The 24,480-nt window shown below is 65.3% G+C and carries 19 protein-coding genes and 2 pseudogenes; 14 read left to right on the forward strand and 7 right to left on the reverse strand.

Features of this window, described 5'->3' with window-relative positions:
• Window positions 1–578 (forward strand): autotransporter outer membrane beta-barrel domain-containing protein (locus GY40_RS01095; protein ID WP_038357986.1); only part of this gene is annotated, 578 nt, incomplete at its 5' end.
• Window positions 579–1,024: 446 nt separating this feature from the next.
• On the opposite strand, the gene GY40_RS01100 is transcribed toward GY40_RS01095, so the two are convergent.
• A complete protein-coding gene (locus tag GY40_RS01100; protein ID WP_156115832.1) occupies window positions 1,025–1,984 on the reverse strand; it encodes a MarR family transcriptional regulator in 960 nt (319 codons plus the stop codon).
• 343 nt (window positions 1,985–2,327) lie between these two features.
• Between GY40_RS01100 and GY40_RS01105 the strand changes: the two genes are divergently transcribed.
• The 3 genes from GY40_RS01105 (at window position 2,328) to GY40_RS01115 (ending at window position 8,094) form a co-directional block, all read left to right on the forward strand.
• Complete coding sequence (locus GY40_RS01105; RefSeq protein ID WP_038357987.1) at window positions 2,328–6,860, forward strand: autotransporter-associated beta strand repeat-containing protein; 4,533 nt, start codon at window positions 2,328–2,330, stop codon at window positions 6,858–6,860.
• A gap of 458 nt (window positions 6,861–7,318) precedes the next feature.
• Complete coding sequence (locus tag GY40_RS01110; protein WP_038357988.1) at window positions 7,319–7,624, forward strand: type II toxin-antitoxin system Phd/YefM family antitoxin; 306 nt, start codon at window positions 7,319–7,321, stop codon at window positions 7,622–7,624.
• Window positions 7,621–8,094 carry a type II toxin-antitoxin system VapC family toxin gene (locus tag GY40_RS01115; protein WP_038357989.1) on the forward strand — a complete coding sequence of 158 codons (474 nt, stop codon included), beginning with the start codon at window positions 7,621–7,623 and terminating at the stop codon, window positions 8,092–8,094. Before GY40_RS01110 ends, GY40_RS01115 begins: the two co-directional genes overlap by 4 nt.
• Window positions 8,095–8,109: 15 nt before the next feature.
• On the opposite strand, the pseudogene GY40_RS28140 reads toward GY40_RS01115, so the two are convergent.
• A pseudogene (locus GY40_RS28140) lies at window positions 8,110–8,292 on the reverse strand (IS3 family transposase); the annotation flags it as partial.
• Between the two features lie 180 nt (window positions 8,293–8,472).
• Here GY40_RS28140 and GY40_RS01120 point away from each other — a divergent pair.
• From GY40_RS01120 to fhuB, 5 genes are all read left to right on the forward strand, one after another.
• Window positions 8,473–8,976: an RNA polymerase sigma factor gene (locus GY40_RS01120; protein ID WP_038357990.1), complete on the forward strand. Its 504-nt coding sequence runs from the start codon at window positions 8,473–8,475 to the stop codon at window positions 8,974–8,976.
• A gap of 101 nt (window positions 8,977–9,077) precedes the next feature.
• Window positions 9,078–10,013: a FecR family protein gene (locus GY40_RS01125; RefSeq protein ID WP_038357991.1), complete on the forward strand. Its 936-nt coding sequence runs from the start codon at window positions 9,078–9,080 to the stop codon at window positions 10,011–10,013.
• A 125-nt stretch (window positions 10,014–10,138) separates the two neighbouring features.
• A complete protein-coding gene (locus GY40_RS01130) occupies window positions 10,139–12,571 on the forward strand; it encodes a TonB-dependent siderophore receptor (RefSeq protein WP_038357992.1) in 2,433 nt (810 codons plus the stop codon).
• Window positions 12,572–12,575: 4 nt separating this feature from the next.
• The gene (locus GY40_RS01135) at window positions 12,576–13,508 is read left to right on the forward strand and encodes an ABC transporter substrate-binding protein (protein ID WP_051987406.1); all 933 of its coding nucleotides are present in this window, start codon (window positions 12,576–12,578) and stop codon (window positions 13,506–13,508) included.
• On the forward strand, window positions 13,505–15,493 hold the full coding sequence (fhuB, locus tag GY40_RS01140; protein WP_038357993.1) for a Fe(3+)-hydroxamate ABC transporter permease FhuB: 1,989 nt from the start codon (window positions 13,505–13,507) through the stop codon (window positions 15,491–15,493). The genes GY40_RS01135 and fhuB overlap by 4 nt, the downstream gene beginning before the upstream one ends.
• Window positions 15,494–15,901: 408 nt before the next feature.
• On the opposite strand, the gene GY40_RS01145 is transcribed toward fhuB, so the two are convergent.
• Window positions 15,902–16,921: a GlxA family transcriptional regulator gene (locus GY40_RS01145; RefSeq protein ID WP_038357994.1), complete on the reverse strand. Its 1,020-nt coding sequence runs from the start codon at window positions 16,919–16,921 to the stop codon at window positions 15,902–15,904.
• A 107-nt stretch (window positions 16,922–17,028) separates the two neighbouring features.
• Between GY40_RS01145 and GY40_RS01150 the strand changes: the two genes are divergently transcribed.
• The 5 genes from GY40_RS01150 to GY40_RS01170 are packed head-to-tail and all read left to right on the forward strand — an operon-like array spanning window position 17,029 to window position 21,830.
• Window positions 17,029–18,072: an ABC transporter substrate-binding protein gene (locus GY40_RS01150; protein WP_038357996.1), complete on the forward strand. Its 1,044-nt coding sequence runs from the start codon at window positions 17,029–17,031 to the stop codon at window positions 18,070–18,072.
• Between the two features lie 31 nt (window positions 18,073–18,103).
• Window positions 18,104–19,159, forward strand: a complete 1,056-nt coding sequence (locus GY40_RS01155; protein WP_038358071.1) for an ABC transporter ATP-binding protein — start codon at window positions 18,104–18,106, stop codon at window positions 19,157–19,159.
• On the forward strand, window positions 19,159–19,992 hold the full coding sequence (locus GY40_RS01160) for an ABC transporter permease (protein WP_038357998.1): 834 nt from the start codon (window positions 19,159–19,161) through the stop codon (window positions 19,990–19,992). The genes GY40_RS01155 and GY40_RS01160 overlap by 1 nt, the downstream gene beginning before the upstream one ends.
• Window position 19,993: 1 nt before the next feature.
• On the forward strand, window positions 19,994–20,782 hold the full coding sequence (locus GY40_RS01165; protein ID WP_038358000.1) for an ABC transporter permease: 789 nt from the start codon (window positions 19,994–19,996) through the stop codon (window positions 20,780–20,782).
• A 34-nt stretch (window positions 20,783–20,816) separates the two neighbouring features.
• Entirely contained in the window at window positions 20,817–21,830 is a 1,014-nt protein-coding gene (locus GY40_RS01170; RefSeq protein WP_038358002.1) for a proline racemase family protein, read from the forward strand.
• Between the two features lie 769 nt (window positions 21,831–22,599).
• Here the strand turns inward: GY40_RS01170 and GY40_RS01175 are convergent.
• From GY40_RS01175 to GY40_RS01185, 4 genes and pseudogenes are all read right to left on the reverse strand, one after another.
• Window positions 22,600–22,821, reverse strand: coding sequence for a hypothetical protein (locus tag GY40_RS01175; protein WP_038358004.1), 222 nt, complete (start codon window positions 22,819–22,821; stop codon window positions 22,600–22,602).
• 128 nt (window positions 22,822–22,949) lie between these two features.
• A complete protein-coding gene (locus GY40_RS01180) occupies window positions 22,950–23,249 on the reverse strand; it encodes a PRC-barrel domain-containing protein (protein WP_038358005.1) in 300 nt (99 codons plus the stop codon).
• Window positions 23,250–23,634: 385 nt separating this feature from the next.
• Window positions 23,635–23,803, reverse strand: a pseudogene (locus tag GY40_RS28145) (DUF892 family protein); the annotation flags it as partial.
• Window positions 23,804–23,963: 160 nt separating this feature from the next.
• Window positions 23,964–24,380: a DUF1236 domain-containing protein gene (locus tag GY40_RS01185; RefSeq protein ID WP_248311070.1), complete on the reverse strand. Its 417-nt coding sequence runs from the start codon at window positions 24,378–24,380 to the stop codon at window positions 23,964–23,966.
• Window positions 24,381–24,480 lie beyond the last annotated feature (100 nt).

Here is a 24,480-nt window from a genome sequence, read left to right on the forward strand (position 1 = left end):
TCAACCTGCGGGCGGGCGCCAGCTACACCTGGCACGATATCGAGACGCGGCGCGCCGTGACCTCGGCCTTCCTCGGCAGCATTCCGCGTGCGAGCTACGATGCCGCGACCGCCCAGGTCTTCGGCGAGGTCGGCTATCGCATCGAGCTTGGTCGCGCCGCGTTTGAACCGTTCGCCGGGCTGGCCTATGTCAACCTGCATAGCGACGGATTCAGCGAGGCCGGCGCCGCTACCGCGCTCACCGGCCGGGGCGACGATACCGGCGTCGGCTATTCCACGCTCGGCTTGCGGGCAGCGACCAGCCTCGATCTCCAGGGCATGGCCGTGACGCTGCGCGGCGGTCTGGCCTGGCGCCATGCCTTCGGTGACGTCGATCCGAAAGCGACGCTCGCCTTCGCCGGATCATCCAGCGCGTTCACCGTTGCGGGTCTGCCGATCGCGCGCGATGCAGCCATGGTCGAAGCCGGGCTCGATCTTGCCATCGGCCGTAACGCGACCCTCGGCGTGAGCTATACCGGCCAGCTCGCTGAGGATACCCAGGATCATTCCTTCAAAGGCGTGCTCGCCGTCAGGTTCTGAAGGCAATTCACACATTGTCTCGCGTCTGCACGGCAATGGAAACACACCGCCAGTCCGTCACAACGCCCGCACGGCGTTACCACGACACCGCTTGAAACGAAAAAGGCCGGCTCCGAGCGATTGGGCCGGGCAGAACGCGAGCGATGATGCGCAGCGACGGCGTGCCTGCCGCGTGACTGAGCTGGGCTGCGTCTTCTCCGGATCAGTCCCACCTTTTGGACGCGAGCCAGGCAAGCACCGCTACAGCTATCATACCGGCTGCGATCAAGAAGGGATTCTCCATGTCGTCCATCTAGCGCAGGGATCCTGCCGCGGTGTTAATTCTGGGCCACCGGGCTCGTGGCAACACCTCTCATGATGCTCTAGCAGCTTTGAAGCGAGATGCCGGCTCTCGGCCCATAGCGACGTCATTCGGCTCTTGGCTCATCATTCGAGAAACGAGCCATCTAGCTGGGAGTATCGAATTCACGCTCAGCGAGGAGGCGGTAATGTGCCATCTGGCCTGCCGCCCAGGTCTCGAATTCCGACAAAAAGTCTGCTGAGACGGTAACGCTGCGCCCCCCGCGGTCGACGCTGAAACAGCCGCGTCGTTCCGCATTGGCAAAGATATTGCCGACGTGCTGCCTTGAGACGCGAAATCGCTCGGCCAGCCCGCCATAGGAGAGAGGCGCCGGCGCAGCGACACCGGCCAGCGCGGCATAGTGTGCGGCAAGAACGGCAGACAGAACCGGATAACCGCAATCCTGCCCGGTGAACTCGACCACATTGCAAAAGGGAGCGAAGTAGAGATCCTCCTGCAGAAACATCTCGTAGGAGGCCCCAAGCCAATCCGCCAGCCCCGCAGAATCCAATCGAAGCCTCGCAGCTATCGGCGACGCAGCCGGATCGAGGTGCTCGGAGGCGCCGAGAAAGGCCAGGGGTGATCGGCCGATTTCCTGAAGCAGCGTCATCGAGGGGCTCAACCGCAAAGCCCGACGGTCTGTCGGGAGCCGGCTCGCGACTAGGTAACCGCCCAGCTTGAGCGTGCCGACCAGCTCCGCGATCTGCCGGGCACTGGCTGGCGCGATACGCTGGAGCGCCGCCAGCGTCGGCGCGTCGCCGTCTCCCCGGCGCCAGCGCGCGTCGAGACCGATCAGAACAAAGGAGACGAGATAGCGCAGCTTCTGGCCGAAGAATTTGTCCGCCGGCCAGGACGTTGCCAGCGGCTGGGTCATTGCGGCGCAGTACAAGCGCAAAGCATCGCGAAACCCGCTGCGGCCGATCAGGCTGGCGGCATAAGGCCAGGGACCTTTGTCGATATGGAGCGCGATTGAGCGATGGAGCATGCCGGCACGAGTGGCCGGTTCCGGAACCTCATGCATCGCGAATGCATGCAGAGTTTGGACTTTGCGGGCTGATGTCGTCATGGCCTTGTTCCGTCGCATGCAGCCGTTTGATTCAAGACACCAATATCTCTTCGCTCAGGCGGTCGCCACACAGCTCGTGAGCGTCCCCGGCGCGGCGTCAAGAGAGCCCGCGATCGGATCGGTCGAACGTCGGCCTTGTGATCGATCTCGGATCGTCCGGTTCGCAGCGCTTTTAGTCGCCTTCACCTATGCCGGCGTGCAAAGCGCCCAGGCGCAATCGAATGGCGATGTCGGCGGCCTTGGCGAGGTTTCGACCAGTAATCCATATCCTTACAGTTCACTGACTTTCATTGGCACCAACGGGCATATTCGTGCGCTGGCTGATCTAGATCTTGGAAGCCAGGTGCAGACCGAAGCCAACGCGGTCGCCCGGCTTTCAGCGACAGCTGGCCACACGATGAGCGTGACGCTCGACTGGCTCCGGCAGGGGACAACGCTCTATCTCGGCTCAGCGACCGACACCGGCACGATCGACGTCCTGAAATGGACCGCCCGGTGGAACAACCCGACCAACCTCGTGATTGACGGAGGCACCGTGTACGCCTCGCCGCTAAGCTTGTACGGGCTTCAGGATTTGGTAGGCGTGATCCGCTCGGTCACCATCAACAACGACGCCCGGCTTGAATTATCGAGCAAGGCGACGCGGATTAGCCGGCTCGAGGGCAACGGGTCTATCGGCATCTTCGCGCCGCTGACCATCGATGGCGGAACATTCTCGACCAGCATAACGGGCGCGTCGCGCCTCATATTCAATGGCGACAGCACTTGGACAGGCACCGGCGGCAGTATCGGCACTCTCGAGGTTGTCCCTGGAGTGACGTTGACGACCGGCAACTCCGCGGCAGTGGAAAGCTCCACCGATCTCCAGATCGACGGTACGCACCAACTGAACTCTTCGTTGGCGGTGAACGAGCTCAGAGGCAGCGGGCTGATTGTGCTCGGTAGCGGCGCAGGTCTGACCGTGGGTTCGCAGAATGCGAGCTCCGTTTTCAGCGGTGCGATATCCGGCAGCGATGGTGGGCTCATCAAGGATGGCAGCGGCAGGCAGACGCTGACCGGCGCGAACACCTATACGGGCGGCACCACGATCAATGCCGGCACGTTGGCGCTGGGCGACGCCGGCAGTCTCGCCGCGAGTGGCAGCCTCAATCTCGCCGGTACTGGCGCAAGGTTCGACATCGGCGCCGCCATTGGGAGCCGAACCATTGGCGGGCTGTCGGGCGTCACCGGCAGCACCATCTGGCTCGGCAGCAACACGCTGACCTTCGGGGGGGCCGGGAACACGAGCTTCGCCGGATCGATCGGCGGCGCCGGCGGCATCGTCAAGCAGGGCACGGGTACGCAGACGCTGACGGGGAGCAGCACCTACACCGGCGGCACCACGGTCACTGCCGGTACGCTGGCATTGGCCGGCCCGGGCAGCCTCGCCGCGAGCGGCAGCCTCGACCTTGCCGCCGCAGGCGCTGAGTTCGACCTCGGCTTTGCCGCTTCCAACCAGACGATCGGCGGGTTATCTGGCGTCGGCGGCAGCACCGTTACACTCGGCACGAACACGCTGACCTTCGGCAATGCGGCGAACCAGGTCTTCGCCGGTTCGATCGGCGGCACGGGCGGCATCGTCAAGCAGGGCACGGGCACGCAGACGCTGAGCGGGACCAGCAGCTATGGCGGCACAACGACGGTCTCTGCCGGCGAATTGCGCGTCGACGGCGCGCTGAGCGGGCTTGGGGCGGTGACGGTCGCAGCCGGCGCGACCTTGTCCGGGACCGGCAGCATCGCCGGGGCCGTGGCCGTGGACGGGACCTTATCGGCGGGGCACAGCCCCGGCACGCTGACGGTTGGATCGCTGACGCTCAACAGCGGTTCGACCTCGGTGTTCGAGCTGAATTCGCCGGGCGTGGTCGGCGGCAGCGATCCCGTCGCCGGCAACGACCTCGTCAAGGTCACCGGCAATCTCACGCTCGGCGGCGCCCTCGATGCGCGTGCGGCGGCAGCCGGCTATTATCGGCTGTTCGACTATGGCGGCACGCTCGCGGGCAGCTTCGCCAGCCAGAGCGTGACCTCGACCCGGAGCGGTTTCGCCATCGCCAGCGCGCAGGTCGAGACGGCGACGGCAGGGCAGGTCAACCTCGCCGTCTTCGGCACCGGCCAGACGATGCAGTTCTGGGACGGCACGAACGCAATCGGCAACGGCGTCGTCAACGGCGGTGCCGGCACCTGGTCCGGCTTCGGCAGCAATTGGACCAGCAGCACTGGCAGCGCCAATGCCGGTTGGGGCGGCTCGGTCGGCATCTTCGCCGGCCCGACCGGCGGGGCGGTGAGCGTTGTCGGGCCTGTGAGCTTTGACACGCTGCAGTTCTCGACAGACGGCTATGTGCTGAACGGCGGCACGCTCTCGATCGCGCCGGCGAGCGGAGGAGCCGGCACCTTCAATGTCGACAACGGGGTCGTCGCCAGCATCGGCTCGACCATCGTCGATGGCAGAGGCACGGCCATCGTCAAGGTGGGCGGTGGCAGGCTCATCCTCTCGGCTACCAACAGCTACTCAGGCGGGACGACAATTGCCGGCGGTGTTCTCCAGGTTTCGGCCGATGCCAATCTTGGCGCGGCCGCCGGCGGCCTAAGCCTCGATGGCGGCACGCTGAGGACGACGGCGAGCTTCACCTCGGCCCGCAATGCCGTGCTCGATGCCGCAGGCGGCATTTTCCAAACCGATGCGGACCTGTCCTGGTCGGGTGGCATCGGCGGCAACGGCGCGCTGACGAAGACCGGCAGCGGCACGCTGGTGCTGACCGGAACGAACAGCTATGCCGGCGGGACCATGATCGCCGACGGCGTCCTGCAGATCGGCGATGGCGGCACCTCGGGCTCGATCACCGGCCCTGTCGTCGACAATCGGACGCTCGCCTTCAATCGCTCGGACGACTTTGCCTTCGCCGGTGCGATCTCGGGCACGGGCGACGTGCACAAGCGCGGTGCCGGCTCGCTCACCTTGACCGGCGCCAACAGCTATTCCGGCGGCACATTGATCGCGCAGGGCACGCTGATCGGCTCGGCCAGCAGCCTCGGCGTCAGCCAGATCGTGAACAATGGCGCACTCGTCGTCGACCAGCCGGTGGACGCCAGTTTCGCCAACGCGATCAATGGCTCCGGTTCCTTCGCCAAGCGCGGCGCGGGCAATCTTGACCTAACCGGCACGAGCGCGCTGGCCGGCACAACCACGATCGAAGCCGGCAAGCTCTCGGTCAACGGTTCGCTCGGCTCCTCGGCGGTGACGGTGCTGAGCGGTGCGACGCTCGCTGGCTCCGGCGCGGTCGGCGGTGTCGCCGCCGATGCCGGCGGCACGGTGGCGCCGGGCAACTCGATCGGAACGTTGACCGTCTCGGGCAATGTCTCGTTCGCCTCGGGCTCGACCTATCAGGTCGAGGTCAACGCCTCCGGCAGCAGCGACAGGATCGCGGCCTCGGGCTCGGCGACGATCTCGGGCGGCACGGTGCAGGTACTGGCGCAGACCGGCAATTACGCGGCGGCGACCAACTACACCATCCTGACCGCCTCGGGCGGGGTCGGCGGTAGCTTCAGCGGCGTCAGCTCGAACCTCGCCTTCCTCACACCGTCGCTGGCCTATGACAGCCAGAACGTCACGCTGACCATGACCCGCAACGAAACCGGCTTCGGCCCCGATGGCGGCGGCAGCACGGGCGGTGGGTCCGGCGGGCAGCGCCCTTACATCGCTCAGACGCGCAACCAGAGCTTCATCGCGACCGCGGCGGAGCGTCTGGGAGGCGGCAATCCGGTCTACGACACACTGATCTCGGCGACGGCGGCCGAGGCCCGCGCCGGCTTCGACCTCATTTCGGGCGAGGCACATGCTCAGGGCGTCTCGGTGATGATCGACGAGAGCCGGCTAGTGCGCGACACCATCCTTGGCCATCTGCGCAGCCCACTGCTGACGCAGGCGCCAGGCCAGGTCGCAGGCGCCTTCAGCGCCGACCTACTGGGCAGGAAGGGTGTGATCACGATGCCGGCCCCGGTGCCGCCGCCGCGTTATGCGCTCTGGGGGACGGCCTTCGGCAGCACCGGCGACAGCGATGGCGACGGCAATGCCGCGAGCCTCAACCACCGCAGCGGCGGGGCGCTGCTCGGGGCGGATCTCATGCTCCATGACGCGCCGGGCTCTTCGCTGAAGATCGGCGTAGCCGGCGGCTACAGCCAGTCGCGCTTCGACCTCAATGCACGTCTCTCCAGCGGCAGGCTCGAGAGCGGCCATGCCGCGCTCTATGCCGGGGCCCGCTTCGGCAGCCTGCGCTTCGATGCCGGCGCGACCTATTCGTGGAGCGAGAGCGACATCCGCCGTCAGGTCTCAATCCGCGGCTTCGGCGACCTCCTGCGCCTGCAGCGTCCGGGCCAGGTCGCGCAAGGCTTCGCCGAGCTCGGCTATGGTCTCGCCTTCAGCGGCTTCGCGCTCGAACCCTTCGCGCAGCTGGCGCTGATCCGGGTCAGCACGGATGCCGGCAGCGAGCGCGGCGGGGCAGCGGCCCTGCGCCTGCTCTCCAGCGACCAGACGCTGGGCTTCACCACGCTGGGCCTGCGCGGCGAGGCGCAGCTTGGGGCGGTGCCGCTGTTCGCCCGCGCCATGCTCGGCTGGCGCCGCGGCTTTGGCGAGCTCATCCCGCAGGCACGCACCGCCTTCGTCGCCGGCACCACCCCGGCCACGGTCTTCGCCGCCAGGATCGACCGCGAGGCGCTCGTCGCCGAGGCCGGGCTCGACTGGCGGATATCGCAGGCCACCGTGCTGGGCTTGACCTACTCCGCCGCCATCGGTGAACGCTCCCGCGATCACGCCCTCAAGGGACGCGTCGAAATGCTGTTTTGAGGGCGGCCAAGCTCGACGTCCACTCTCGCTGACCCCTCAGATTTCATGCGGACTTGAACTCACCCGCCGAGCACGATTCTCTAAAGCTCCTCTATCGCACCGGATTGCGGGTCGATGGCGTATAGCGTCGCAGAATTCAACTTCTGGCTCGCCGCGATTAGAGAGCGCCCCCGCAGGCCGATATTTAAGCCTCGCGGCTGCGTTTCGGTGGTGAAAGTATCGGCCGGCGTCAGGAGGTCGGTCCGCGCACCCGACCGGAGTACCCGGCGCGCCCGCGCGTAGGGGTGGACAGGCCGGAACGGCAGTTGAGGACGGCGCGGCCTCGCCGGACCCGGCAGGACCGCCGTCCGGGACGGGCCGCGCCAGCGCGCCATTCCAGGCCGCGCTCCCATCGCCGCGGTCTGGAAATTCGCAGAGCCGCGTGCTATTTATCTGACTAGCTGACTAGGCATGGATCGATGGGCAAACAGGCAGAGCGTGCAAGGACAGGTAAAGCATCCGGCGGCCGAGCGGCGGCCGGACGCTGGAAGCTCGAGGATGCGAAGGCCCGCTTCAGCGAGGTGGTGCGCCATGCCCGGGAAGACGGCCCGCAGCACGTGACGGTGCGGGGCCAGGACGCCGTCGTCGTCATGAGCGTCGAGGAGTTCGAGCGTCTCGCGCCAGCGAAAGCTCGCCCGCCCTTCGTCGCGTTCATGGAGAGCCTGCATCTCGGCGGCCTCGACCTGGAACGCGAGGCGGATCGCGGGCGGGATGTCGAGCTTTGAAGGGCTGGCTGCTCGATACCAATGTCGTCGCCGCTCTGATCAATCCGAAAGGCGCGCCATCCGTGAAGTCTTGGGCCGCCCGGCAGGACGAGGACACTTTCCATATTAGTGTGCTGACCCTGGCCGAGTACGATAGGGGCATCCACAACTTACCCGCGGACCATACCGAGCGGCCGCGTTACGTCGCGGCGCGCGATGCGCTCGCCGAACGGTTCGGCCGGCGTGTGCTTTCGCTTGGTGACGACGTTGTGCGGCGCTGGGGGCGAATCTCCGGTGAGGTGAAACGGGCCAGCGGACATGCGCCGCCGGTGATCGACACGCTGCTCGCCGCATGCGCCATCGAGCATGATCTCTATCTGGTCACGCGCAATGTGAAGGACGCGAAGCCCTCCGGAGCAAGCGTGTTCGACCCGTGGAACGACGACGCAACGGATTTCCCATTGAGCCCGCGCACCAGCAAGACGCGATAGCGTCAAGAGAAAAGGCTTCAAGCGCTTCACCTGATCGCTCTTCAGGCCGCTGAACCCCTTGCGCCAACCATAATAGATGAAGGCCGTCACTCCGATCGTGCGGATCGCCTCGGCAACCGGCCGACCTTGCGACGACAACACGTCCGCCTTCGCAGCTTCGCGACGATCTCTTTCCGGCTTATGCTTCTTGCGCGCTATAGCGGCATCCCCCAAGGCTCAAAAGCCTACTTCACAGAGGACCCCTTTTCAGCGGGCGGGCCAATCAGCTTAGAAGCAATATAAACTATTGTTATTGCACGATAATTTGATTCATCGTACTGGCGTAGCGGAAACGGGCGGCCAACCGAGCCAGTCGAAGTTCTAGGACCTTCACCCTGGATGCAAACCCAAGCGCTCGATATCTCTGCCCTCTATCTCTCCCAGAGATTGCGGCTGCAGCGCATCATCAGACGGCTCGTCGGAAATGGCGAGGCGGCGGAAGACCTCATGCATCAGTCGTTCGAGAAGCTGCTGGCCGCGCTCGACGCGAAGGATATCGAGAACCGTCCTGCCTATCTCACCAGCACCGCACGAAATCTAGCGCTCAATCACCTTAGGGATATCGGCCGGCGCGGTGAGGTCGAGCTGGGGGACGAGCAGTTCCACGCCGTTCCCGACAGCCGGCCTTCGCCCGAACTCGTCGTGCTGCATCGTTCGGAGTTGCGGCGCGTCATGGAGGCTATCGCGGCTCTGCCGCCACGCCGGCGCGAGGTTTTCGTTCTCCATAAGTTCGAGGGCCTGAACTACGACGAGATCGCGGACCGGAAGGGCATTTCGCGCAATACGGTGATCTCCCACATCGTCCTCGCCTTGGCGGACCTCGACCGGCATTTCGTACGGTAGGGCGGAGCATCGTTCGTTCTTTCGAGCCCTCGGGTATTATAGACGTATGGGCTCAGGCTTTCTGAATCGCCGGGGGCTCGCGAGGGAATCTTGGAAGGCGCATGAAGGGAGAGGCGACAGACCCGATCGTGATGGAAGCGCTCGAATGGTTCGTGCGCCTGCGCGACGAGAAGTCGACGACTGGCGATCGGCGGGCGTTCGAAATCTGGCACGCCCAGAGCGCCGACCATGCTGAGGCCTGGACACGGGCGGCCGAGATCTGGAGGCGGCTGGACGTGGTGCAGCCCGAATTCGATCGTGTGCGGCAGTCGCCCACGGGCCTCTCTCGCCGGAATATCGTCGCTGGCTCGCTCGTCCTGGCAAGCGGCCTCGCTGCCGTTTATATCGCCCAGAAATCTGGGCTATTGGCCGAGTTCAAGACGGGAGCAGGCGAACGCAAGAGCCTCAGGCTGTCGGATGGAAGTACGGTCGAGCTCGGCACCTATTCCGCCCTGTCGACACGCTTCACCGGCAGCGAACGCCGGGTTGACCTCCACCAGGGCGAGGCCTTCTTCGACGTCGCAACCGACGGCAGTAGGCCCTTCGTGGTCGACGCCGGGCCCGGCTCGGCAAGAGCACTCGGCACGGCCTTCGACGTGAAGTTCGTGGAGGGCCAGGCCACCGTGACAGTGGCCCGGCACGCGGTCGCAGTCCGCAGCGGCGCGCCCGATGCGTTGCGCATAGAGGAGGGCTGGCAGGTCAGCTACGATCGGGCGGGACTGCAGCAGCCGCGCAAGGCGGACCTCGCGTCGGTGGCGGCGTGGCGCCGTGACCGCATCGTCTTCGAGGACACGCCGCTGCGCCGCGTGCTCGCCGAGCTGGAGCGCTACCGGCGCGGGCGCATCATCCTGACCAGCGACAGGATCGGTTCGATCCCCGTCACCGCGGTTTTCGATACACGCCAGACCGAGGCCGCCCTCCAGACCATCACGGAGACGCTGCCGATCCGGATCTTCCATGCCACCGGCTACGTCGCCTTCGTATATCCGGCTTCCTGAAGTCGAATTTTTTCGGGCCGAGGTTCATTGATTCGCTCCGGCCGGGTGTCTCCATCATCGAGGGCGCGTCCAAGCGCGCCTTATGAAACCGTCCCGGCAGGGGCGGCCAAGAGGCAGCCCAGTTCATGCGTCGCGATTACTCCATCGATCCTTCCCGCTCCGGCAATTCGCGGTCGCTCGCCTTCGCGCTCGCCTTCGGCGCTTCGCTTGCAACGCTGTCCGTGATGACGGCATCGGCACAGCAGTCCGCTTCGGCGCGGGCGAGCTTCAACATCCGCCCGCAGCCGCTTGCACAGGCGCTGATCTCGTTCTCGAGCACGACCGGTGTGCAGCTCTTCTTCGACGCTAATCTGGTCCGCGGCAAGCAATCACCCGGTGCCGAGGGCGCGATGAGCAGCGGCCAGGCGCTGGCGCGCATCCTTAGCGGGTCGGGTCTCAACTACCGCTTCACCAACGCCAGCACCGTCACGATCACGGGCCCCGTGGCCGGCGGGACGGCCGATGTCGGCGGCGCGATCGCGCTCGACACCATCGACGTCCAGGGCGAGGTCGCCGGCGGCCCCGTCAATGGCTATGTCGCTCAGCAGAGCGCCACCGCGACTAAGACCGGCACGCCGCTCCTCGAGACGCCGCAGACCATCTCGGTCATCACGCGCGAGCAGATGACCGCACAGCAGGCGCAGAGCGTCCGCGACACCGTCCGCTACGCGCCGGGCGTCTATTTCAGCGACGATGCCGACTTCCGGTTCGAGCCGGTGAATGCCCGCGGATTTGCGCTCGATCCCTATGTCGACGGCCTGCGCCTCATGCCCGGTACCTGGTCGACGCCACGCGTCGACCCGTATTTTCTGGAGCGGGCCGAGGTTCTGGAAGGCCCGTCCTCGACACTGTACGGCCAGGCATCGCCCGGCGGCCTCCTCAACATGATCAGCAAGCGGCCGACCGCGACTCCACTTCACGAGGTCCAGATCCAGACCGGCAGCTTTAACCGCATCCAGGGGGCCTTCGACTTCAGCGGGCCGATCGACCCGGAAGGCAAGCTGCTCTACCGCCTCACCGGCATCGCCCGCGACACAGGCACGCAGGTGGACCATCTCGACCAGCAGCGTGTCGCCATTGCGCCGGCGCTGACCTGGAGGCCGACGGCGGACACGTCCTTCACGCTTCTCGCCAGCTATCTCCATGATCCCAAGGCAGGCTTCTGGAACATCCTGCCGATGCGCGGCACGCTCTATCCCAATCGATATGGCTCGATCCCGCGCTCGTTCTTCGCTGGCGAGCCCAATTTCGAGAGTTTCGACTTTAACCAGGCGGCCGTCGGCTACGAACTCGAGCATCGGTTCAACGACACTCTCAAGTTCCGCCAGAACCTGCGCTTCAGCCATATCGACCTGAACTATCGGGAGGCTCAGGTTATCGGCGTAGCCGCCGACGACCGCACACTCCAGCGCCAAGCTTACATGGCCAAGGAAAACCTCAACACGGTCACGCTCGACAACCAACTGCAGGCCGATTTCGTGACCGGCCCGCTGCAACACACGGCCATTCTCGGCCTCGATTATCAGTACAAGAAATGGGACAACTTCACCCGCTTTGGTGCGGCACCGGCGCTCGATCTGCTGAACCCTGTCTATGGCCAGCTGATCCCGCGTCCGGGCGTCTTCCAAAATGCCGACCAAGTCCAGCGCCAGCTCGGCGTCTACGTACAGGATCAGATCAAATTCGGCGGCTTCGTCCTCTCGCTCGGCGGGCGGCAGGACTGGGTCAGCAGCAGTAACAGCAATCATGTCAGCGGTGTCGCGACGCAGCAGGCCAGCCACGCCTTCACTTGGCATACCGGGCTGCTCTACAAGTTCGACAACGGCTTGGCGCCCTATGTCAGCTATGCCACCTCATTCCAGCCGACGGCGGGCACGGCTGCAACCGGCACCCCCTTCGATCCGACGAAGGGAGAGCAGTACGAGGCGGGCATCAAGTACCAGCCGGTCGGGTGGAATGCCCTACTGACGGCATCGGTGTTCAATCTTCGCCAGAAGAATGTCCTGACTGCGGATCTCGATCCGACACACCCTATCGGCAGCCAAGTGCAGACGGGCGAGGTCCGCTCGCGCGGCGTCGAGTTCTCGGCTGTGGCCACCGTCGCCGAAAATTTGAGCGTCCGCGCTTCCTATACCTATCTCGACGCCGAGGTGGAGAAAGCCAATGACGGCACCGTCGGCAAGAGGCTGGCCGGCGCCCCACGCAATTTCGCCAGCCTGTGGGGCGACTACACCTTCCGCAGCGGGCCGCTCAACGGCTTCGGCTTGACGGCGGGCGCTCGCTATGTCGACTCGTTCTTCGCCACCAATGCCAACACGATCAAGATCCCGAACGTGACCTTGTTCGATGCCGGCGTGCACTACGATCTCGGCGCCGCGAGCCCGCTACTCAAGGGGACTAAGCTCTCGGTCAGCGCGACCAATCTGTTCGACCGGAAATATATCTCCAGCTGCGCCGCTGTCGGCTGCCGCTGGGGCGTCGGGCGCACCGTCTACGCGACCCTGTCCTACCGGTGGTGAGGGCTTGAGCGAGAGATCAGCTCCGCAGGGCCTGACGCGCCGCGACAGCTTTCGGGTGGTGGCGGCGGCGGCGGCCGCTCTGACGCCGCCAGCGGTGGCGTTTGCAGCGGAGACCAGAGAGCCTGGCGCCTGGGCGGCGCCGTCGCGCCTCGTCGTGCTCGATTGGGGGCTCGTCCAGACCGTGCTTGCGCTTGGCCGGGTTCCGGTCGGCGTGCCCGCGCCGGGCTGGTACGATCGCTACGCCGTCACGCCGCGGCTGCAAGCCGGTGTGACCGATGTCGGCCTATTGTTCGCCCCCAATTTTGAACTCATCCAGGAGCTGGCCCCGGACGCGATCCTGGCAACGCCGGCGCTGGCACCGGCCCTGCCATTGCTGAGCCGCATTGCGCCTACGGAGCCTTTCGCGGTGTTCCAGCCCAGCCGCGAGCTGCTTGCCCGCTCGCAGCGCGAGACGGCCCGTCTGGCGGATTTTCTGGGCGTCCCGGCTGCCGCGGCCCAGCTATCACTTGCCCATGATGAAGCCATGCTCCGGGCACGCGCCAGGCTCGCGTCGTATGACGGCAGGCCGATCTACCTCGCGAGCCCGATCGACGACCGCTATGTGACGGTCCATACCGGGAACGGCCTGTTCGACGCGATCCTGACAGCGCTCGGGCTCGTCAACGCCTGGAAGACGGCCTCACCCATTGGGTTCGCGCCGGTTCCACTAGCGCAGCTGACCGAAGCAGGGGCTCGTGTTCTCCTGCTTCGTACACCGCTCTTGGCAGATCCCGGCGCGCGACTGGCCAGAAGCGTCTTCTGGCAAGCACTGCGTTTCGTGCGGGAGGGGCGCATCCGCGTTGTCGAACAGGTGCTAAATAACGGCGGCCTGCCGTCCGCCACCCGCTTTGCAACCCTGCTCGCCGACGCGCTGACAGCGCCGGACGGTGCTTTATGACGGCGAGCCCCGCGCGTGCCCTGCCCCGCCGCGCCATCTTGCTCGTGCTGCTGGCAGCGCCAGCCCTGTTCCTGTTCTGGTTCGATCTCACGCGGCTGGCGCCGCCGGAAGCCTGGCTGCGGATCATTCGCGCACCGGATCGGAATGCGATGGCGGAGCTGTTGTTGCGAGACGCGCTGCTTCCGCGTGCCCTCATCGCCATGCTGTGCGGCGCGGCCCTGTCGCTGGCCGGCCTCCTCTTCCAGCAGATCCTGCGCAATCCCCTGGCGGAGCCGGCAACGCTGGGCGTTTCTAGTGGAGCCTATTTGGCGATCGCAAGCGCGACCTTCTATGCCCCGACCCTGCTTGCGACGTCGCGCGAGGCCGTTGCCTTCGCCGGCGCCGCTACAGCGGGGACGCTCGTCTTCCTGCTCGGCTGGAGCCGCACGCTCTCACCAGTTCGGCTTGTTCTGGCCGGGCTCGTCGTCAACATCACCTGCGGAGCGGTGGCTACGGCGCTCGCCCTGTTCAACGATCAATCCGTGGCGGGCCTTTATCTATGGGCCAGTGGGAACCTGTCCCAGAGCGGCTGGGACGGGACGGCCTATCTGCTGCCGCGTTTCTTTGCCGCGATTCTTGCCACGGCCCTGCTGCTGAGGCCACTGACGCTGCTGGGGCTCGATGAGGGTATTACAGCTGCTCTCGGCCTCTCTCCGGGGCTGGCCCGGTTGGCCGGGCTCGTCGTCGCCATCGCACTAACGGCCTTCGTCGTCAGCGCGGTCGGCAATATCGGCTTCGTCGGTCTCGCAGCGCCAGCCGTCACCAGGCTGGCCGGCGCACGGCGCCTGCGCGACCAGTTCGTCTGGGCACCGCCTGTCGGGGCGGCGCTGCTCTGGCTGGCGGACGAGCTCGCATCCCGAATCGGGATCGGCGCGCAGCAACTCCCGGCGGGCACGGCGACGGCCCTCATCGGCGTGCCGCTGCTCCTGCTACTTTTGCCGCGGCTGAGCCACTCTGGTGAGTTGCCCCGCGACGGCGCCGGGCGAAATGCGCGAGCCTCCCGTCCTCTGGTTATTCTCGCGACGCTCCTTTGCCTGTGCCTGCTTGTCTTCTGCGTCGCAATCAGCTTCGCGCCGGGAGTTCGGGGCTGGCAGTGGGCGAGCGGTGCGCAACTCCACGCGCTCCTGCCCTGGCGGTGGCCTCGCGTGGCGGGCGCGCTCTCGGCCGGCGCGATGCTGGCCGGCGCAGGTTGTCTAATCCAGCGCCTGACCGGCAACCCACTCGCCAGCCCCGAGGTCCTCGGCATCGGTGCCGGCGGCATGCTGGCAATGATCGGCGCGCTGCTGCTCGACCTCCCGCTGGATCCGCTCTTTCAGACGGGTGCCTTGTTCGCGGGCGCAGTGGCAACCTTCCTGTTACTCCTGCTGCTTTCCAACCGGTCCCCTATGTCCGCTGCCCGGATGCTGCTGACAGGGATTGCGATCAACACCGCCTTCGCGGTCGTCGTCGCTCTCTTCGTCGGCAGCGGCGACCCGCGCGGACTCGTGCTGCTCCGGCTCATCTCGGGCTCGATGTCGTTGGTACGCGAGACGATCGCTGCCGCAATGCTCGTCGCGACACCGGTCCTCTTCGTTTCGTTGCTGGCACTGGCTCGCTGGCTTGCGCTGCTGCCGCTCGGCATGCCTACGGCCAAAGCCGTGGGTGTATCGCCGGCAAGCCGCCTGCTGGTGCTGTGCGCGGCTGCCCTGCTGACGGCCTGCGGTACGCTGATCGCGGGCCCGATGAGCTTCGTCGGGCTGATGGCACCGCATATGGCGAGCATGCTCGGGCTGACGCGCCCCGTGCAGCATTTAGCAGGTGCGATGCTGATGGGCGCAGGGCTGCTGATGGCGGCGGACTGGCTGGGGCGTGTCGCACTTTTTCCCAACGAGCTGCCGGCCGGCATCGTGGTGACGCTGCTGGGAAGCCCCTATTTTCTCTGGCTCCTGCGCCGGCAAGGCGTTTGACAGGCGTATGCCATGATGGCGGGATCTTGGAGGCAGTCACAATCAAGGGGCGGAAAATTTCCGGCTAGTAAAGGCCGTCCTCAAGTGGTGGCTTGCCGGCATCGGCTTGAGTGCGGTCCCCGGCATCGGTCCGGTTGTCGCTGCGGGCGGCCGCGCCCTATCGCCCACCCGTGATCTGACAATGTCGGAGGGGCCGCGCAGCCGAACGGATCCTGCGTTCGACGAGACTTTTGATAGGAGCCACGGCAACGCAAACCAGATCGGCTTCGCTAGAGGGGAGCAACGCCGAAAGTGGATTTTCGGACGCGGCGCACCTCCGCATTTATGATTCGTGCAGACATCAAGCTTCCTACCGGAAAGAGGACACTCGCTTCTTAAAAGGCAATCGAGCACCCAATGCACGCTGCCCTACCTATTTTGGCGCAGGGCGCGCGGCGTTTCTCCGAATGACGCCTTGAAGTCCCGCGAGAGATGGGCGCTGTCGGCAAAGCCCGTGCCCATGGCGATGTCGGTGAGCGAGCGCTTGCTGTTCAGGATCAGCCATTTCGCATAGTCGAGCCTAAGCTTGCGCTGGAAGGCCGCCGGGCTCTGCCCCAATGAGGCACCGAACAGACGTTCGAGCTGGCGAGAGCTGACGCCGACATAGCGCGCGACGGCGGCGATCGGCGGGGGATTGTCGAGCCGCTGCTCAATAAACTGCGCCGCCTGCTGCACCCTGACGTCGAGATTGGGCGCCAGCTCGGCATAGAAATGCGCCTGCGGCATCTCGGCCGGGCGCATGTCCTGCAGCATCATGTGCCGCATCGCCTGCTGGGCCTTGTCGCGGCCGCAGTGGCGGGCAACGAGATAAAGGCCGAGATCGATTGCTGCGGTCGAGCCCGCGCAGGTAATCAGGTCGCCCTCGTCGATGAAGAGTCGCTCGACCCCGGCCGAGACCTTGGGAAAACGCTCCTTGAACGCGTCGAGCACGTTCCAGTGCACGCAGACCCGGCGCGGGCCGGCGAGGCCGGCCCGGGCGATGGCGAAGGTGCCAGTGCAGATGCCGAGCAGCCGGACACCCGATGTCGCTGCGCGGCGCAGATAGCCGAGCAAGCTGTCGGGCAGGGCGTCGTTGAGATAGTCGTTGCCGCCGCAGACGGCGATGTAGTCGAAACCGGCGGGCTCGAGCAGGCCCGCGTTCGGAGTGACCGAGACGCCGCAGCTCGAGCGGCGCGGCTCCCCATCGAGGCTCATCACTGTCCAGCTGGCATGAAGTTGGCGGCTGCGTCCGCCATGGTCTGCTGCCAGCCGCAAGACATCGATGAGCCCGGAGAAGGCGGCGAGCGTGAACTGGTCGAGCAGCAGGAAGCCGATCCGCAGCCGCGAGACGGGCGTAGCCCCGGGCTGCGACCGGTCGCTGACGGGGTGATGGAGCTGGACGCTGCTCATGTCGTGATTATTCAAATTTTGGGCCGGCGCATTCTAGTGCCTTTTGCTGCCTCCGCGCCAACATGTTCCTACAAAAGCGCAAAGACGCTCGGCAGAGGAGAACGACGATGACCCGACCCATCCGGCTGGCCGCGGCTATGCTCGCCACCACCCTGCTCACCGCTCCAGCGCTGGCACAGCAGCCCTCGTCGATCACCGTCGCCTGGTATGGCGGCAATTGGGGCGACGCCTTCAAGGCTTGTGTTGCCGAACCCTTCACCAAGGCGACCGGCATCGCCGTCAATGCCGAGATCGGCACCTCGACCGTCACCCTGGCGAAATTGCAGCAGCAGAAGTCCGCCCCCACGATCGACGTCGCCTGGATGGATGGCGGCATCAGCGAACTCGCGCTCGCCGCCGCGGTGACCGATAATCTCGATCCGGCGGCGATCCCCAATCTCGCGAACACCCTGCCGGAAGCGATCTACAAGAGCGGCGTGGCCACCTATGCGGTCGGCACCGGCTATTATTCTCTTGGGCTCACCTACAACACCCAAAAGGTCAAGGCCGCGCCGACCTCCTGGAACGATCTCTGGAAACCGGAGTTCGAGGACGCCGTTACCATCCCCTCCCCGGCGAATTCATCCGGCGTGCCCTTCGTGATGTTCCTCTCGAAGATCTGGGGCAATCCGTCCGGCGATCTGTCCCCGACCTTCAAGAAGATCAAGGACCTCAAGGCTGCGCTGTTCTTCGATTCCTCGGGCGCCGCGACCAACGCCTATCAGAGCGGCGAGGCGATCATCGGCGCGCATTTCAACGTCGGCGCCTGGGATCTCGCCGACAAGGGCCTGCCGATCGGCTTCGTCGTGCCCAAGGAAGGCGCCTGGGCTACCGATGCCCGCCTGCATCTGGTCAAGGGCACGCCGAAGAAGGAGGCCGCGGCCAAATTCATCAACCAAGCCCTGACGCCCGAAGCCTCCGGCTGTCTGGCCGAGAAGCTCTATCTCGGCCCGTCGGTGAAGAACGTCGTGGTGAAGCCCGAGACCGCCCGGAAGCTGCCCTGGGGCGAGACCGGCTCGGTCAAGAACCTGCAGCTCTTCGATTGGGCCGAGATCAACGGCCTGCGCGCGCGCGTCGTCGACGAATGGAACCGTCAGATCGCCCGCAAGTGAGCTGATGGCAACGAGCATCGCGAGCCGCAGCATGAGCTCCATCCTCGCCATAGACGGCCTGTCCAAGCATTTCGGCGGACAGCCGGCGCTGACGGCGATCGAACTCGCCGTCGAGCAGGGCGAATTCATCGCCCTGCTCGGGCCTTCGGGCTGCGGCAAGACCACACTGCTGCGTTGCATCGCCGGATTCCTGGCGCCGGAAGCCGGCACGATCCGGCTGGCGGGCGAGGATGTGACGCGGCTGCCGCCCTATCGGCGCCCGCTCAACACGGTGTTCCAGAATTACGCGCTCTTCCCGCATATGAGCGTCGCTGAGAACGTGGGCTATGGCCCGCGCCGGCAGGGCGTCGCCAAGGACGAGACGGTCAAGCGCACGGTGGAAGCACTGGAGCTTGTCGGCCTCGCCGGCTTCGGTGCGCGCCTGCCGGCGCAGCTTTCCGGCGGCCAGCAGCAGCGCGTCGCTCTGGCGCGCGCCATCGTCAACCGGCCGAAATTGCTGCTGCTCGACGAGCCCTTGAGCGCACTCGACCTGAAACTGCGCAAGAAGGTCCAGGGCGAGCTCAAACAGATCCAGCACCGGCTCGGCATCGCCTTTCTGTTCGTGACGCACGACCAGGAGGAGGCGCTGACCATGGCGGACCGGATCGTGTTGATGAATCGCGGGCGGATCGAGCAGATCGGCCGGGGGCAGGACATCTATGCGCAGCCGGCGACCCGCTTCGCCGCCGACTTCATCGGCGACGCCAACCTTCTGGTGGTCGAACGACGCGGCGACGGCAGCTTCGCGCTGCTCGATGGTGCGATCACGCTTCCCGTCGCCAATGCGCCGCAGGGCGAACTCACCGGCGTGCTGCGGCCGGAGGATATCCTTGTCACGGCCGAGCCCGTTCCCGGGCGCCTCGCTCTGCCGGCCGTCGTTTCCGAGATCGTCCATGTCGGCAGCCACGCCTCGGTCGCCCTTGCCATCAGCGGCACCACGCTGGCCGCCCGGCTCGCGCCGTCGGCACTGGCCGGCCTGAGCGTGGGCCGGCCCGTCCTCGCCAATATCCGCCTCGCCGACCTCCGCCTCGTGCCGGGGGATGCGTGATGAGCCGAACACTGCGCCCGGTCCTGCTGCTCTGCGCCCTGCCGGGGGCCTTCTTCGTCGCCTTCTTCCTGGCGCCGATGGTCGTCGTCCTGATCGCGAGCCTGACGACGCCCGCGGGCCAGCCGACCTTCGCGCATTATGTCCGCATCCTCGCCGATGCCTATCACTGGGACGTGCTCTGGGTGACGTTCCGGATCGGCGCGCTGACCACGCTGGTCTGCATCCTGATCGGCTATCCGCTCGCCTGGTATCTCGTCCGCATCGTGCAATGGCGGCCGTGGCGCCGGTTCTGCGTGATCCTGCTGGTCGTGCCGCTCTTCACCAGCAACATCGTGCGGTCCTTCGGCTGGATGGTGCTGCTCGGCCGCAACGGCCTCGTCAATGACGGGCTGATCGGGCTCGGCCTGATCGAGCGGCCGATGCGCTTCCTCGGCACCGAGCTCGGCATCCTGATCGGCCTCGTCTACATCCTGCTGCCCTTCATCGTGCTCGCGGTCGGCAATGCGCTCGCCAAGGTCGATCCGGCTCTGGAACATGCCTCTGCCGATCTCGGCGCGACGCCGGCCGCCACCTTCCGCACCATTATCTTCCCGCTCAGCCTGCCCGGCCTTATGTCCGGCGCCGTCATGGTCTTCATGCTGGCGGTCAGTGCCTATGTCACGCCGGCGCTGCTCAGCGGCGGACGGATCACCGTCTTTTCGATGCTGATCTTCCAGCAATACAGCTCGGTCTTCGACTTCAACTATGGCGGTGCGCTCAGCATCACCATGCTGGTGCTGACGCTGGCGCTCGTCGCCATCGCCGGACGGCTCAGTGAACCGAGGAGGGCCTGAGATGGTGTCGGCTCTCATCCGGATCGTCTCCTTCGCCGCGCTGGTCTATCTCGCGCTGCCGCTCGTCGTCCTCGTCGGGGCGTCGCTGACCACCACCAGCTTCCTCGCCTTCCCGCCGCAGGGCGTCACGCTCGCCTGGTACGGCAAGATGCTGGGGGACCCGTCCTATGTCTCGGCCTTCCTGGTCAGCACGCTGCTCGCCGTCGCCGCGACCATCGTTGCGGTACTGCTGGCGGTTCCGGCTGCGATCGCCATCGCCCGCTATCGCTTCACGGGCCGCGGCCTCCTCGCGGAAACGCTGATGTCGCCGCTGATCCTGCCGCATGTCGTGCTCGGTGCGGCGCTGCTGCAATATGGCAGCGCGATCGGGCTGGTGCGCAGCTTCCCGGCACTGCTCGTCGGGCATGTCGTGATCATCATGCCCTTCGTGCTGCGTGCCGTGCTGCCGCAATTGACCGACGAGCAAAAAAGCCTGGAGGAAGCCTCGGCCGATCTCGGCGCCCGGCCGCTGACCACCTTCTTCCTGGTGACCCTGCCGCAGATCCGCAGCGGGCTCGTCAGCGGCGCGATCTTCGCCTTCATCGCCTCCTGGATCAATGTCGAGCTCAGCATCTTCAACACCACGGCTGAGCTGACCACGATCCCGGTCAAGCTGTTCAATTACGTCCAGTACACGATCGACCCGACCATCGCCGCGGTCTCCGGCCTGACGATCATCGTCGCCGCCCTCGTGATCGTGCTGCTCGACCTCGCCATCGGCCTCGACGTGCTCTCGGAGCGACGCCGCTAACCCCTCGACCAGCTGTTTTCCCAAGGAGCCGCACATGCGCCAGCAGAATGTCTTCGACGTCGTCTACACGCATACCGAGGGTGAGCCCCTCTGCATCATCCATAGCGGGGTTCCCTATCCGGCCGGATCGAACATCCTGGAGAAGCGCCGCTTCCTGGAGGAGAATTATGACTGGCTGCGCTGCGCCCTGATGCGCGAGCCGCGCGGGCACAAGGACATGTTCGGCGTCTTCCTGACGCCGCCGTCGGGACCTGATTACGATGCCGGCCTGATCTATATAGACGGCACCCAGTATTCCCATATGTGCGGCCATGGCACGATCGCGGTTGGCATGGCGATGGTCGCACTCGGCCTCGTCCGGCGCGGCGAGAACGGCCGCACCACCATCCGCTTCGAGACCACCGCCGGGCTGGTGACGGCCGAGGTCGCCAATGACGGCCCGGAGGTGCTCTGGACCCGCTTCGAGAACGTGCCGGCCTATGTCGCGGCGCAGGACGTACCGTTCGACCTGCCGGGCATCGGCTCGCTCAAGGCCGACATCGTCTGGGGCGGCAATTATTTCGGGATCATCGACCTGCGCGGCACCTCGCTCCGGATCTCGCCGGAGAACGGTTCCGAGCTTTCGCGCCTCGGCATCATCGCCCGCGAGCAACTCCGCCAGAAGGTTGCGATCCAGCACCCGGCCTCGGCCCATATCAACAACTTCAACTTCGTCACCTTCTGGCACGAGCCGACGATCGAGGGCGCCTTCTACAAGAACGTCCACGTCTTCTCGGCCGGCCAGCTCGACCGTTCGCCCGGCGGTACGGGCACCAGCGCGATGATGGCGATGTTCGAGGCGCGCGGCCTGATGAAGCTGCAGCAGCCGATCCGCTCAGAAGGCCTGCTCGGCTCCGGCACCTTCGAGGGTTGCCTGGTTGGCGAAGCCAGTCTGAACGGCACGCGCGCCGTGCGCCCCACTGTGAAGGGCACAGCTGGCCTACTTGGCACGGCACGCTGGACCATTAACCGCGACGATCCAGTTGATGCCGGCTTCTTAGTCGCATGAGCGATCTACAGCGCCGGGACAGCCAGCTTGGCTGGCCCGGCGCGTTCGCGAGAGTATGCTGGATATGCGCCATAAACTGAGCTTGGCGCTTTGCCCTAACCGGACATTTGGATGCTGGGCAACGGAAAGTCTGTCGCACACGGCGCTTCACGAGCAATTCCACGACCATCTTGGTGTGGTCTGGCTGGCGAAGTAAAGTGCCACAAGCTGACGGAGGACCGCCCGGCAGCAGACTCGACTTCAAGTCACCGGCGATATTTTCCGAATATGATCGATAAACGCACATAGCGAGCCCGGCACCCGCCCGCGACCGGGATAATAGAGAAACGGGCCGTGACGTGCCGCGAACACTCATTTCCAAAAGCGGTGGGGGACAACGGCAAGACCGTTAGCTGCGCGCTGAGCCCAAACACGTCAGGTTCAATTACGGTTCGGCAGCCCGTGATGACCGGGAAACGAAAATGGCCCGGCTTCCTTTCGGAGTGCCGGGCCTGATGACCGTCGTCGCGCGCAGGCGAACGGTCGCTACTGAAATCGGTGATCTACCTGCCGATCGGTCCCGTGGGTAGATTCGCGGCTCGCGTCCGGAACGACGGTATAGGAGGGAGCCAACGCTTGGACCGCCGGCTCCCTCCTAGCGCTCGCGGCCTGGGGGGTAAGCGGAGCGCGCCGGGACAACCGCGCACGTTTGTGTTGGTTCCACGCCGCCCCCTTGACATCGTTACTTCTTCTTTGCCTCACCGCGCGTCATGAAGGAGCCCTAGCGCTTTCAGGCCAAGGCATCCTGTCGAATGTGGAGCAGGATATTTTGCTTGAGGTCATCCTCGTCGAGCGCCATCGGCGCAAATCCGGCGACGAGATAAGCAATCTTCCGCCGCTGCTCATCGTGCTCCTGCTCCGGAATAGTCAGCTTCACCTCGTTCCTTACAGCTTCCAACGCAGCATAGGCCCGGGCCAGATCAGCCGGGTCCGTCAACGATGAAAAAGGCATGGCTCCTTCCCCAAAAAATGGATCTGCGATGAAAAATCTAGGTCCGGCGTCACCGCTCGCAAGTGGGTGCTAGATAAAAAATGGCCCCGCCGGCCGAAGCTAGCAGGGCCATTCATCGAAAGCCGTCGTTAGGGGTCAACGTGCTCCGGCATTGCCTTCAACTCGTCCTTGGTCCAGTTCGTCACCGCGTGCACATTTCCGTCTTCATCACGCATGAATTCGAGCTGGTTGACCGGCACGGCGACCGGCTTGGCTCCGATCCCGAGGAAGCCGCCAACATCGATAATGGCCTGCGCCATCGGGCCGGAGCCATGGAGATGCGAGACCGAGCCGATTTTCTCGTCGCCCGGCCCATAGATGGTAGCGCCATCGAGAATGTCCGGCGTCAGATCGGTCGTTGAAAGGCGGATATGCTGAGAATGATCCATTGTTTCCTCCGAGGGTTGTTACAGACCAAACGGACGGAAAGCGATCGCGTTCCTCGCAGCACCGGCTCAAAACAAATACGGCCGCCGCTGCAGAAGGAGCGACCGCCGAAGTTTTGGAAGGAACGTCCAAGGAGGGCCGCCCTTATGAGGCGTGGCGACGGCCGAGGATTAGCTCGGCGATGGCGGGACGCCCATCACGGAAAACTCGAGCCAGATTGTCCTGAGCCCCTGTGCACCCGGAAACTGATCGGGCCCCGAATGGTCACGCCATTGATCCGCAGAGCGGGATCCTGGCCGGAACAACCGGCTCTGACGAAAGCATCGCGGCCTCCTATACTATCCAAAGGGAAAAAGACCCCACCGGATGTCCGGCGGGGCTGTGGGCTCAAGCAGCCGTGCGATAGATGCCGTCGGTAGCCAGCTTCATGAGCTGCTCGTCGGTCGCCGCTTCCTCTTCGAGGTTCTGCTTGAGGAGCGATGCGCAGTCATTGCGATCGCTGCTTTGCCCAGGCGACCAATGTGCCGTAACGCATGATCTCGTAACGCTCGACCGCCAGGCGGCGCGGATTGTTCCACAGAAAACGCTCTTACTTGTTTTCGGCCCGCCGCTAACCTGACGAATCAAAAGCTCTTCTATCCCGTATATCCCGGCGCGAGGGCAGGCCGACCCAAGGCGCGATTGACCCCGCGCCGACAGCGCGGGGTCGAAGGGGCTTATTCGATGACCTGGATGATCTTGCGTGTCTTCGGCTCGACGATCACCGTTCGATCATTGACAACGGTGTAGCGATAGCCCTTGGCGCCGAACTCGGCCGGGACTTCACGATAGGTCACGCCCGTCTCCGGGAGCACCGCGCCGACACGCACGTCCTCTTGATAAGTGTATGACGGAACTTCGTGAGCCCTGACATAGGTCTTGAAGCGTGGCGTGGCGTCGCCCGCAATACCACCGACAACGGCGCCGCCGACGCCGCCCACGACCGCCCCGACAGGCCCGCCGACGATCGCGCCACCGACGGCGCCGGTCGCCGCACCAGCGGCAGCGCCACCACGCGCGCCTTCGGGGTTCTGAGCGAACGCCAGCACCGGAGTCATCGCGACCGCGGCAGCGAGAATGATCTTCTTCATCAGTCCACCTCCTCGTTACCCCCAGATGGAGGCCTCAACTTAGAAGTCTTATAAACGGTTCCCTGGAAGCGTCCGTGTGACGACCTCGTTTCTCGGCGCATTT

Source organism: Allobosea sp. UNC402CLCol, assembly GCF_000745475.1.
In the GTDB taxonomy this organism is placed as follows: domain Bacteria; phylum Pseudomonadota; class Alphaproteobacteria; order Rhizobiales; family Beijerinckiaceae; genus Allobosea; species Allobosea spartocytisi.